Origin of the sequence: Pseudomonas silesiensis, from assembly GCF_001661075.1 — a bacterium.
Lineage (GTDB): Bacteria > Pseudomonadota > Gammaproteobacteria > Pseudomonadales > Pseudomonadaceae > Aquipseudomonas > Aquipseudomonas silesiensis.
Genome location: NZ_CP014870.1, coordinates 5,314,295 through 5,326,703, shown reverse-complemented (window position 1 = coordinate 5,326,703; position 12,409 = coordinate 5,314,295). Strand labels below are relative to the sequence as shown.

The window sequence follows — 12,409 nt, the reverse complement described above, 5'->3', positions numbered from 1 at the left end:
TCATTTTCCCGCTACTACAAAGTATTTAAGGAATATCGATCATGGCTGCTAAAGAAGTTAAATTCGGCGATTCCGCCCGCAAGAAAATGCTCGCCGGTGTCAACGTCCTGGCTGACGCAGTAAAAGCGACCCTGGGCCCTAAAGGCCGTAACGTGATCATCGAGAAGAGCTTCGGCGCTCCGACCATCACCAAGGACGGCGTGTCCGTTGCCAAAGAAATCGAGCTGAAAGACCGCTTCGAAAACATGGGCGCGCAGCTGGTCAAAGACGTTGCCTCCCGTGCCAACGATGACGCAGGCGACGGCACCACCACCGCTACCGTTCTGGCTCAATCGATCGTCAACGAAGGCCTGAAAGCCGTCGCTGCCGGCATGAACCCGATGGACCTCAAGCGCGGTATCGACAAAGCGACCATCGCGATCGTCAAAGAGCTCAAAGCCCTGTCCAAGCCTTGCGCTGACACCAAGGCCATCGCTCAGGTCGGCACCATCTCGGCCAACTCCGACACCTCCATCGGCGACATCATTGCCGAAGCCATGGAAAAAGTCGGTAAAGAAGGCGTGATCACCGTTGAAGAAGGCTCGGGCCTGGAAAACGAACTGTCGGTCGTTGAAGGCATGCAGTTCGACCGTGGCTACCTGTCCCCGTACTTCGTCAACAAGCCAGAGACCATGACTGCCGAGCTGGACGGTCCGCTGATCCTGCTGGTCGACAAAAAGATCTCGAACATCCGCGAAATGCTGCCAGTGCTGGAAGCCGTTGCCAAAGCCGGCCGTCCACTGCTGATCGTGGCTGAAGACGTTGAAGGCGAAGCCCTGGCGACGCTGGTTGTGAACAACATGCGTGGCATCGTTAAAGTCGCAGCCGTCAAGGCGCCAGGCTTCGGCGACCGTCGCAAGGCCATGCTGCAGGACATCGCTGTTCTGACTGGCGGTACCGTTATCTCCGAAGAGATCGGTCTGAGCCTGGAAAGCACTACCCTGGAACACCTGGGTAATGCCAAGCGCGTGATCCTGTCCAAAGAAAACACCACCGTGATCGACGGTGCCGGCGTTGAGGCTGACATCCAGGCTCGCGTTCTGCAGATCCGTCAGCAAGTGGCTGATACTTCGTCCGACTACGACCGTGAAAAACTGCAAGAGCGTCTGGCCAAGCTGTCCGGCGGCGTTGCAGTGATCAAGGTTGGCGCCGGTTCCGAAGTTGAAATGAAAGAGAAGAAAGCCCGCGTTGAAGACGCCCTGCACGCTACCCGTGCAGCCGTTGAAGAAGGCGTGGTACCTGGCGGCGGCGTGGCACTGGTTCGCGCTCTGCAGGCTATCTCCGAGCTCAAAGGCGACAACGATGACCAGAACGTGGGCATCCAGTTGCTGCGTCGCGCTGTTGAAGCGCCACTGCGCCAGATCGTTGCCAACTCCGGTGACGAGCCAAGCGTAGTTGTCGACAAGGTCAAGCAGGGTACGGGTAACTACGGTTACAACGCTGCGACCGGCGAATACGGCGACATGATCGAAATGGGTATCCTGGACCCGGCCAAAGTGACTCGTTCGGCTCTGCAAGCGGCTTCGTCGATTGCCAGCCTGATGATCACCACCGAAGCCATGATCGCCGAGATCAAGGAAGACGGCCCAGCTGGCGGCGGTATGCCAGACATGGGCGGTATGGGCGGCATGGGCGGCATGATGTAAGCCAGCCTTACCCCGTATATGAAAACCTCGCCTGCGAAAGCAGGCGGGGTTTTTTATTGTCCGGTTTTTGGTGGTCGCACCGATGCGCCGCGGGATTTTCATCTGCACGCAGTTCTGGCCCTGCGCCTCGCTTGGCCTTAAGCTGCGCGGGCCAAGACGGCTGTTACTGTGTACGCAGGAGGTTCCCATGAGAATTCTATTGGTTGAAGACAACCGCGATATCCTGGCCAATCTGGCCGATTACCTGGGGCTCAAGGGTTATACCGTGGATTGCGCGCAGGACGGATTGTCAGGTCTGCACCTGGCGGCCACCGAGCATTACGACCTGATCGTGCTCGACATCATGTTGCCCGGCATCGACGGCTACACCCTGTGCAAGCGCCTGCGCGAAGACGCCCGCCGCGACACACCGGTGATCATGCTCACCGCTCGCGATCAACTGGACGACCGCCTGCAAGGCTTCAAGTCCGGTGCCGACGATTACCTGATCAAACCCTTTGCCCTGTCCGAACTGGCGGCGCGCATCGAAGCGGTCATGCGGCGGGCCCAGGGTGGCGGTCGCCGCACCCTGCAAGTTGGCGATCTGAGCTACGACCTCGACACCCTGGAAGTCACCCGCGAAGGGCGGTTGCTGAAACTCAATCCGGTAGGCCTGAAGTTGCTGGCCGTGCTGATGCAGAAAAGTCCTCACGTCCTTCGCCGGGAAATTCTCGAAGAAGCGCTGTGGGGCGACGACTGCCCGGACAGCGACAGCTTGCGCAGCCATGTCCACCAATTGCGCCAGGTGATCGACAAACCGTTCGCCAAGCCCTTGCTGCACACCGTGCACGGTGTGGGCTATCGGTTGGCCGAGGGCCGTGATGGAGTTTAGACAGAGCCTTGCGCAACGGATCATCATCGCCTTTGCGCTGATGAGCGCATTGGTGGCAGGGGCCTTCGCCATGGGCATTGTGGCGACCGTGCACCTGGTGGAAGAAAAACTGATTTCGGCGGGTCTGGGCGGTGATCTGCAACGCCTGTTGCTGATGGACAGTGTGTCGGACTGGAGCCATCGCCCGGAGCCGGACCAGCTGTTCTATTTCAGTGGCGGGCCGGGTGACTTCGAATTACCCAAGGATCTGCGCCCCCTGGCGCCTGGTTTTCACGAAGTGTTTCGCGAGCAGCTGTCGTACCACGCGATGGTCGAGGTCGTCGACGGCCGACATTACGTGCTGATGCAGGACCAGAGCGATTTCGAGGAGCGCGAGCGGGTGCTGTTTGCCGTGGTACTGGTGGGTTTCGTGCTGAGCCTGGCGTTGGCGGTATTTCTCGGCTGGGTACTGGCGCGCAAGGTCATGGCGCCGGTGGTGCGGCTGGCCCGTCAGGTCCGTCACCGCGACCAGTTGTTGGGGCTGGCACCACCGCTGGCACCGGATTACGCCGCCGATGAAGTCGGGGAGCTGGCCGTCGCTTTCGACGCTACCTTGGGGCGTTTGCGCCAGGCGTTGTCCCGCGAGCGCTTGTTCACCAGTGACGTCAGCCATGAACTGCGTACGCCGTTGATGGTGCTGGCCAGTTCCTGTGAGTTGTTGCTGGAAAATCCTGGTATCGATCAACGGGGTCGTGCTCAGGTCGAGCGAATCGCCCGAGCCTGCGAAGAAATGCGTGAGCTGGTGCAAACATTCCTGATGCTGGCCCGCGCGCAACGTGACGACGCCAGCGTCTCACCGCAGCAAACCCTGAGCCAGGTGGCCGACGGACTGCTCCAGATCTGGCGCGAGCCGATCGAGGCCAAGGGGTTGAGCCTGATCTTCGACGCGGGGGAGCCGGCAGCCACCTGCTACAACGCCACCCTTCTGCAAGCGGTCATGGGCAATTTGCTGCGTAACGCCCTGCATTACACCGAACAAGGGTTCATTCGCTTGACCCTGACGACCACCGGTTTCGTGGTCGAGGACAGCGGCGTCGGCATTCCCGAGGAAAAACGCGAAGCGATGTTCCAGCCGTTCGTGCGGGGCAACGAGAAGCGCGGCGAAGGCCTGGGGCTGGGGCTTTCGCTGGTGCAGCGGATTTGCGAAAACCAGGGCTGGACCGTCAGCCTGACGAACATGGAACCCAATGGCTGCCGCTTTCAAGTGGAATTGAGCCGGAGCGCGATTTGATCAAGGGTTTCCGTGGTGGCCCAGTGCTAGCGCTGCCATCATGTAAAATCTCGAAATAATTTTACGTTTTACATGACGATTTTTTCACAAAGGCATGACCTGACGCCGACACGGCACTGCCTATCGTAGGTCCATCAGATGTTCTGGAGACCTGATGATGGATGGCCCGATCAAACTCGATTTTTCGAAAAAGTACGACGATGAACACGCTCAGCGCTACTTGCGCAAACATCAGGCTAGCTTCGCTCGCCGCCTGTCGCACTGGCGTGACGAGCAATTGGCGCGACAGGCGCTCAAGCTGGTTGGGGAACCGGGGCTGGTCCTCGATTTACCCTGTGGGGCGGGGCGTTTCTGGCCATTGCTGGCGGAAAAAGCCAATCGCGCCATCATCGGGGCCGACAACTCCGAGTCGATGATCGCGACGGCCCTGCAGGCGCAACCCGCCGACGTGGTGAAACGGGTACAACCCTTGCACACTTCTGCTTTCGAGATCGCTCTGCCCGATAACGCGGTCGACAGCATTTTCTGCATGCGCTTACTCCACCACATCGGTGAAGCCGAACATCGATTGGCCATTTTTCGTGAATTCGAGCGCGTCACCCGCGACAGCGTGATTCTTTCACTGTGGGTGGACGGCAACTTCAAAGCCTGGAAACGCAAGCGGCTCGAGGGACACCGCGGGCATGAAAGTTACCAAAACAGATTTGTGTTACCGGCTGCTACCGTCGAAAAGGAGTTCGAGCAGGCGGGGTTCCGCATCCAGCAACGCCTGGATTTCTTACCGTTCTATGCCATGTGGCGAGTTTACGTATTACGCAAGAGGTAACGGATGGCAGCGCACTGTGCGGCAGAAACAGATGTCGTGTCCCAGGATCGTTTCGACTACTTCTGGAACCTGCGCGGGGAATGGGTTGAAGAACCCAATGTCCGCCGCGGTGGAGAAAGTGGCGTGGAGCGCGTCATGGGCAGCGATGGGCAGTTGCTCTACACCAAACGTCAGGTCGGGCATATCTATCGCAGCTTGCGGTACCCGTTCGGGCGGCCGACGGTGTTGCGCGAGCGTGACGCTCTGATCGGCCTGCGCCTGATCGATGTCAGCGTTCCGGACATAATCTACTGCGGCGCACAACGCGATCCCGAGCACCAGTGGCGCGCCTTGCTGGTGACCAAGTCGCTGGACGGATTCGAGGAAATCGACCACTGGTACGCCGGTGGCGGTCGCGAACGTCACGGTGAGTCGATACATGACCGCGTGCTCAAGGAGCTGGCCGAGAATCTGGCCCGCATGCACAAGGGGCGTTGGCAGCACAGCTGTCTCTACAGCAAGCACGTCTTCGTCCGTGTAACCGGTGAAGGCGATGCGGCCAGGGTCGAGGTTGCCTTGATCGATCTGGAGAAGTGCCGCCAACGGTTGACCGCCCGTTATGCGGCAGTGCATGACCTGAAGCAATTGCGTCGCCACTCGTCGTTCAGCACAACGGACTGGCAAAAACTCGTCTACTTTTATGACAAGGCGTTTGGCAGCGCTATCAAGGGTTTATAGTAATGAAACTCGAAATTGCACGAGGTTTGTTTTTGATAGGAGCCTTGGCAGTTGCCTCACTGGCGCTGGCGGTTTGGGAGCAGCCTCGCCCGCGCGTCCTCAGTTCGATTAACGCGGATGCGCGTTGTCCATTGCCACGGGTTGCCAAGGCAACCGTGGTTACCCAACCCGATCATGATTTATTGCTGTTCATGTTCGGACTTTCTCAAGGACTGAGGCCAAAGAGTTGATCAGATTGAAGCCCAAATAAAAGGCCTCGCAAATGCGAGGCCTTTTTTATTCCCGTGTCTCAAAACTTGTGCCACCCCCTGTAGGAGCGAGCTTGCTCGCGATGGATCCAAGAACACCGCGTGTTATCCAGCAAACACGCGTTATCGTTGGCGACCATCGCGAGCAAGCTCGCTCCTACAGGGGGTTACGGGTGCTCTTCAGGTTTGTCGGGTTTTGCCAGCAATGTGTACACGCACGGCAACACAAACAGCGTGAACAATGTCCCGATCGACATGCCCGTAGCGATCACCATGCCGATGTCGAACCGGCTGACCGCGCCCGCACCGGTGGCGATGATCAGCGGCACCATGCCGAACACCATGGCTGCGGTCGTCATCAACACAGGACGCAGGCGAATGGCTGCGGCTTGCTCAACCGCCTCGCGCGCCGTCAGGCCTTTGTCCTTGCGCAACTGGTTGGCGAATTCGACGATCAGGATCCCGTGTTTGCTGATCAACCCGATCAAGGTCACCAGGCCGACCTGGGTGTAGATGTTCATGCTCGACCAGCCCAAAAACAGCGGAATCAACGCGCCGCAGATCGACAGCGGCACGGTGACCAGAATCACCAGCGGATCGCGGAAGCTTTCGAACTGGGCGGCCAGGACCAGGAAAATGATCGCCAGTGCCAGGGCGAAGGTGACCCACAGCGCACTGCCTTCCTGGACGTATTGCCGGGATGCACCGGCATAGTCGAAGGCATAACCCACCGGCGCTTCCTCCTGGGCAATCTGGCGCACGGTATCGATGGCTTCACCCATGCTGACCAGCGGCACGCCGGAAAGAATGGCTGAGTTGAGTTGCTGGAACTGGTTCAGCTGCCGTGGACGCGCGCGGTCGGTCACGGTGATCAGGGTCGACAGGGCCAGCAGTTCACCTTGGGTATTCTTCACGTAATAGTTGTTCAGCCAGTCGGGGTTGTCCCGGAATGGCCGCTCGACCTGCGCGATGACTTTGTAGCTGCGTCCTTCGATGGTGAACCGGTTGATCTCCGCTTCACCGAGCAGGGTCGCCAGGGTGCCGCCCAGATCCTGCATGGACACGCCCATCTGCGCGGCCTTGGCGCGATCGATATCCACCACCACTTCGGGCTTGTCGAACGCCAGGTCGAGGTCGACGAAAGCGAACTTGCCGGATTCCATCGCGCGCTTTTTCACCCGGTCGGTCACTTGCAGCAGCGACTCGTAATCGTTGGCGGAGTTGATCACGAACTGGAACGGTAACCCCTCACCGGTACCGGGCAGGGAGGGCAGGTTGAAGCCGAAGATCTGCAACCCGGAAATGCTCTCCAGTTTGCGCTGGACCTCGGGCAGGATTTCCATCTGTGTTCGGCTGCGTTCGTTCCACGGTTTGAGCAGGAAGCCGCCGATTCCCGACTGCACACCGTTGAAACCATTGATCTGGAACGAGGAGTAGTACTCGGGAAACGCCTTGAAGATGTCGATGAATTCATCCGTGTAAGCGCTCAGATAGTCGAGGTTGGCCGTTTGCGGGGCGTTGGCTATCATGAAAATGACGCCCTGGTCCTCATCCGGGGCCAGTTCCGACTTGGTGAACTTGAGCAGGACCGGAATCAGGCACAGCACGATCACCGCGAACACCAGCACCACCGGCCGGGTGTTGAGCGTGCCGTGCAGCAGCCGCTGGTAACGGCGCTTGAGTCCTTCAAAAATCCGGTCCAGCCGATGGGCCAGGCCGCTGGGGTTTTCGTCGTGGCGCAACAAGAAGGCGCACATCATCGGCGACAGGGTCAGCGCTACGATGCCGGAAATCACCACCGCCCCGGCCAGGGTCAGCGCAAATTCCTTGAACAACGCCCCGGTGAGCCCGGTCAGGAAGCCGATCGGGGCATAGACCGCCGCCAGGGTGATGGTCATCGAGACCACCGGCATGGCGATTTCCCTGGCGCCTTCGATGGCCGCATCCAGCGGCGTCTTGCCCTCTTCGATGTGGCGGTGAATGTTTTCCACCACCACGATGGCGTCGTCCACCACCAGGCCGATGGCCAACACCATTGCCAGCAGGGTCAGCAGGTTGATCGAGTAACCCATCATCTGCATGAAGAACATCACGCCGATCATCGACAGCGGGATGGTGACCACCGGGATGACCACCGAGCGCAGCGCACCGAGGAACAGGAATACGACCACGATCACAATCAGCACCGCTTCAAACAGGGTTTTCACCACTTCGTCGATCGAGGCCTGGATGAACAGCGTGGCGTCGTAGGCGATTTCACCCTTGAGGTTCGGTGGCAGCTGGGCTTCCAGGTCCGGCATGATCTTGCGCACTTCCCTGATCACATCCAGGGGGTTGGCGCCGGGGGTGGCCTTGATGCCGATGTACACCGAGGGCGTGCCGCCGAAGGAGCTGACGGAGTCGTAGTTTTCCGCGCCCATTTCAACTCGCGCCACATCGCCGAGCAGCACCCGACTGTCGCCGTCGACCTTGAGCGCAATCGCGGCGAAGGCTTCGGCGGATTTGAGTTCGGTGTTGGCGTTGATGCTGGTGACCACATATTCGCCTTTCACTTCGCCGGCGGCGGAGAGGAAGTTGTACCGGCGCACGGCGTCGGTGACGTCGCTGGCGCTCAGGCCGAAACCGGCGAGCTTTACCGGGTCCAGCCACAGGCGCATGGCGAACACCTGGTTGCCGAGAATTTCGGCCTCGGCCATGCCCGGCAGGGTTGCCAGTTTTGGCTGGATGACCCGTGACAGATAGTCGGTAATCTGTGGATTGCTCAACTCCTTGCTGAAGAAGCTGATGTACATCAGCGCCGAGGCGTCGGCGGCTTCCTTGCTCAGTACCGGGTCTTCGGCGTCCTGGGGCAACTGGTTTTTCACCTCGTTGGCCTTGGCCAGCAGCTCGGTGAACAAGCGGTCGCTGTTGGCGCCGATGCGCGCGTAGATCGAGATCACCGAGAAATTCTGGCGACTGACCGAGGTCATGTAGTCGATACCTTCGGCGCTGGCCAGGCTCTGTTGCATCGGTTGGGTGATGTAGCCCTGGATCGTTTCGGCGTTGGCTCCGGGGTAAGCGGTGGTCACCGTGATCAGGGCGTTTTCCATTTGCGGGTATTGGCGCAGCGGCAGTTTGCTCCAGGCCTGGAAGCCCAGCAGCACAATCAACAGGCTGACCACGGTGGCGAGCACCGGACGGCGGATGAACGGGTCGGTAAAAGCCATGGGGGTTCCTTGATCAGTCCACGGGCGGCGGACTGTTCTTCTCGGCTAAAGTCTTGTCGTCGCTGATGGCAATGTGGGCGCCGTTGTCCAGTTTGATCTGGCCGGCCGTGACCACTTTTTCGCCGTTCCGCAGACCTTTGATAATCATCACCTGCCCATCACGGCGCTCACCGGTTTCAATGAAGCGCCGTTCAGCGATCAGGATCGGCTGGCCCTTGTCGTCTTTTTCGAGGCTGCCGTCTTCGGCTTTTTTCTGTGCGACGACGTAGAGCGAATTGCCGTACAGCGTGTAGGTGATTGCACTTTCCGGCACGACAATGCGCGGCTGAGGGTCGGGCAGCATCACCTGCAGGCTGGCGAACATCCCTGGCAGCAGCTTGCCATCGGGGTTGGCCAGTGTGGCGCGGACCTGAACGTTGCGCGTGCTGTTTTCGACTTTCGGATTGATCGCACTGATGGTGCCGGGGAAGGTTTGTGTTGGGTAGGCCGCGACAACGATCTGCACCGGTTGGCCGAGGGCGATCTTCGGTATCGATTGCTCGGGCACGAAGAAGTCTACATAGAGGCTGCTGAGGTCTTGCAGGGTGGCAATCATGGTGCCGCTGGCGAGATAGTCACCGATGTCCACCTGACGAATGCCGATGGTCCCACTGAAGGGCGCGACGATGCTTTTTTTGCCGAGCGCAGCCTTGAGTTGATTGACCGAGGCCTTGCTCTTTTTCTGCACCGCTGAAAGTCGGTCGAATTCACCTTTGGAAATGGCCTGGCTGCCGACCAGTTGGCTACCGCGACCGTAATCGAGTTGGGCCAGCCCAAGGTCGGCCAGAGCCGTTTCCAGCAAAGCACTTTCCACGGCGCTGTCGAGTCGCAGGAGAGGCTGACCGGCCTTGACCTTCTGGCCTGACTCGAACTGCAAATCGATGACGGTGCCGTCGGTCTCCAGGCTCAAGTCCACGCCTTGCAACGCCTTGAGCGTGCCAACGGTGGGCAGTCGGGCTTGCCACGGCTGTTCGGTGGCCGTGGCCACAGCGACACTGATCGGCGGTTTCGGCGCGGAAAAGCCCTGGATCATCGTGTAGATGGAGAAGGCTTTGTAACCGGCCAGGACCAGCACGATCAGCAGAACAACACCCAACATGATCAACATGCGGCGACGCAGCATATTTCCACTTCCTTGGAGAAAATCAGGGCATTCAGTCTGGAACATTACTCCGAGTGCGCAGTTGATTCCAATGGATGTTTCCGGGTCACCCCGACCCCCTGTAGGAGCGAGCTTGCTCGCGAAGAACCTGAGAATACCGCAGGGTGCCAGGCATCCAGCGTTATCGTTGACGTCCATCGCGAGCAATCGAGCGTCGACCGGCTGCTCCTACAGGGGAATGCGCACGCCGTGGGCGCGGCGTTACGCCATCAGATGCAGGTGGTTGTCCCAAAGCCCCGCAGGCAGCTCCAGCGGTTTGGCAACCAGATCTGTCTGACGGCAATCGTAGTACCGGCACCGTCCTTGACCCGAGGTCACGACAAACCCGTCAGCCACCGCACCGACCCCGGCGCAATCGGGGAGGGGCGCATCCAGGCGCACCTCGCCGCTGTCCAGGTCCCAGATGAAAAACCGATTGCCCCGTGGCGCGGTCAAGGCGACCAGCCGCAGTTCGCTATGCACCGCGACACTGGCGGTGTAATGCCCCATGGCCTGCAATTGGTGCTCGGGCACCGGGAAGGCCACGAACGGCTGCCCCGGCCGCTTGATCGCCAGCAGTTCCGAGGATTCGTGGGACGGCCCCATGAATTGCTGACCGGCGACGATAGTGCCGTCGCTGGCGATCCCCAGGTGGCGCACGCTGTTCATCGGCTGGGCCAGGGTTTCCTTGCTCAACAATGTGCCATCGCGTTGCATCAGCACCAGGCTCGGTTCCATGGCGTCGAGGTTCATTTCGACCCGGCTTTCGGCCTCGGTACGGATGCCGCCGTTGGCCACCACCAGCGTTTCGCCATCGGGCATCCACGACACCTGATGCGGACCGATGCCATGGGTCGACAGCTCGCCGCTGTGCACCAGCCGTTCACCTTCGAACCTGTACACGCCGAGCAAGCCACGCCCCGGATCGGAGGTGTCGTTCTCGGTGGCGTACAGCCAGTCGCCGCTCTGGTGAATCACCGCATGACCGTAGAAGTGCCGGTTCGGCTGCGAGGCCACGGTTTGCAGCAGCGTGCCGTCGCGCAGGTCGACCAGGTAACTCTCGGTGCCCGGGCGGCGGGCGACGAACAATGCCATCGGCAGCGTCGGGTGATTGATGATGTCGTGGCAGCGCTGGCCAACCCGGGTGGCGAACACCCGGGTGCCATCCAGCCGATAACCGACGGCGAAGTGCTTGCCGTCGCCATCGTCCCGCGCCGAGAGCAGCAGCGGGCTCTTGTCCTTCTGCCTGAACAGCGTCCAGCCGCCCAATGTCACTGCTCCCAGCAGCAAACTCCCTAACGTCAGCGCCTGTCGTCGCAGCATGGCACTTGCCCTCATCAGTCACCGTCGTTGGCGTTGAAGCCCAGTTGGATGCCCAGCGCCTTGGCCAGTTCGCCTTCGTGCAGGCGATGGACGACGTTGAGGCTGTCGTAGATATCGTTGAGTTGCTGGCGCCCGGCATCGTCGTTGAGCATTTCAGTCAGCGAACGCTGGTTGCTGGCGAACAGTTTCAGGGACGCGGCGTAAGCGGCGTCGATCTTGTCGGCCAAAGGTTTCTGCTCGCTCGGCAACAGGCCGCGCAAGCCTTTGTTGTCGACCCCTTCCCACACAGTCCGGGCCGCGGCGAGGCTGGCTTCCAGGCCCGTCAGGGAAGACTGGCTGCGCCAGGCATCGGCCTGGAACGGTTGCGGCACACCCTTGCTCTGGCGGCCCATCGGCGTGCCGAGCTTTTTCTTCAGGCTGTCGAGGGCGGTGACCTGCACCCGCAGCAAGTCGGCGATGGCTTCGTGGGAATCGGCGTAGCGCGGGTTCGGGAACTTGCTCATCTGCGCGAGCATGCCGTCGGTGTTGTTCCAGCCTTTGAGAATGTCTTCGGCCAGTTGTTTCTGATGTTCGCCAATCGCGATCAACAGTGGGCAATACCGGGACTTCTGCGCGTCGTTGGCCACGTCGGGCTTGCTGTCGAACAGGATGTATTCGTAGGCGGAAAGGCCCTGGACCACGACGCTGGATTTGGCCAGTGCGGTGGCGTCGATCTGCGGCTGCGCGGTGACCAGTTGCTCGACCTGACGGCCAACCAGGTTTTTCTTGTCCGGCCAGAACTGCACCGACCAGGCACGGTTGCCTTCGGCCAGCGGCCCGATCAGCAGCGGTTGCAACTCGGCCCAGGCTTTTTGCGCATGCAGGAAATCGGCGCGGGCGGTGTCGAGGTTGGCCTTGCCTTCGCAGTAGGCCAGGGCACTGACGGCCAGTTGGCGGTCGGCTTCGACCCAGCGCGTGTAGGTGGGCAGGATCACCGACTTGGCGATGGCCGCCGAGGTGACGGCCTGCGGGTCCTGGGGCGAACAGGCGCCCAGGGCTAGCGCGGCAAGGCTGGTGAACAACAATTTGGGACGAAACATGTCG

10 protein-coding genes are annotated in these 12,409 nt (G+C 60.3%); 6 read left to right on the top strand and 4 right to left on the bottom strand.

From position 1 onward, the window contains the following. The first annotated feature begins 41 nt into the window (after positions 1–41). The 6 genes from groL (at position 42) to PMA3_RS31090 (ending at position 5,599) form a co-directional block, all read left to right on the top strand. Entirely contained in the window at positions 42–1,685 is a 1,644-nt protein-coding gene (gene groL, locus PMA3_RS23670) for a chaperonin GroEL (RefSeq protein ID WP_064679462.1), read from the top strand. Between the two features lie 187 nt (positions 1,686–1,872). Next, the gene (colR, locus tag PMA3_RS23665; RefSeq protein WP_064679461.1) at positions 1,873–2,556 is read left to right on the top strand and encodes a two-component system response regulator ColR; all 684 of its coding nucleotides are present in this window, start codon (positions 1,873–1,875) and stop codon (positions 2,554–2,556) included. Next, positions 2,546–3,826, top strand: coding sequence for a sensor histidine kinase (locus PMA3_RS23660; protein ID WP_064679460.1), 1,281 nt, complete (start codon positions 2,546–2,548; stop codon positions 3,824–3,826). The genes colR and PMA3_RS23660 overlap by 11 nt, the downstream gene beginning before the upstream one ends. Before the next feature lie 157 nt (positions 3,827–3,983). Next, positions 3,984–4,652: a class I SAM-dependent methyltransferase gene (locus PMA3_RS23655; RefSeq protein ID WP_064679459.1), complete on the top strand. Its 669-nt coding sequence runs from the start codon at positions 3,984–3,986 to the stop codon at positions 4,650–4,652. A 3-nt stretch (positions 4,653–4,655) separates the two neighbouring features. Further along, a complete protein-coding gene (locus PMA3_RS23650) occupies positions 4,656–5,369 on the top strand; it encodes a lipopolysaccharide kinase InaA family protein (protein WP_064679458.1) in 714 nt (237 codons plus the stop codon). A gap of 2 nt (positions 5,370–5,371) precedes the next feature. Beyond that, complete coding sequence (locus PMA3_RS31090) at positions 5,372–5,599, top strand: hypothetical protein (protein WP_082930404.1); 228 nt, start codon at positions 5,372–5,374, stop codon at positions 5,597–5,599. 185 nt (positions 5,600–5,784) lie between these two features. Here the strand turns inward: PMA3_RS31090 and PMA3_RS23645 are convergent, their stop codons facing one another. The 4 genes from PMA3_RS23645 to PMA3_RS23630 form a co-directional block, all read right to left on the bottom strand. Beyond that, positions 5,785–8,823 (bottom strand): multidrug efflux RND transporter permease subunit, encoded by a 3,039-nt coding sequence (locus PMA3_RS23645; protein ID WP_064679457.1) that lies wholly within the window; start codon positions 8,821–8,823, stop codon positions 5,785–5,787. Between the two features lie 13 nt (positions 8,824–8,836). Continuing rightward, a complete protein-coding gene (locus PMA3_RS23640) occupies positions 8,837–9,985 on the bottom strand; it encodes an efflux RND transporter periplasmic adaptor subunit (protein WP_064679456.1) in 1,149 nt (382 codons plus the stop codon). 240 nt (positions 9,986–10,225) lie between these two features. Continuing rightward, positions 10,226–11,326 carry a DUF1513 domain-containing protein gene (locus tag PMA3_RS23635; protein WP_064679455.1) on the bottom strand — a complete coding sequence of 367 codons (1,101 nt, stop codon included), beginning with the start codon at positions 11,324–11,326 and terminating at the stop codon, positions 10,226–10,228. A 14-nt stretch (positions 11,327–11,340) separates the two neighbouring features. Next, positions 11,341–12,405: an imelysin family protein gene (locus tag PMA3_RS23630; protein WP_064679454.1), complete on the bottom strand. Its 1,065-nt coding sequence runs from the start codon at positions 12,403–12,405 to the stop codon at positions 11,341–11,343. Between the last annotated feature and the right edge of the window lie 4 nt (positions 12,406–12,409).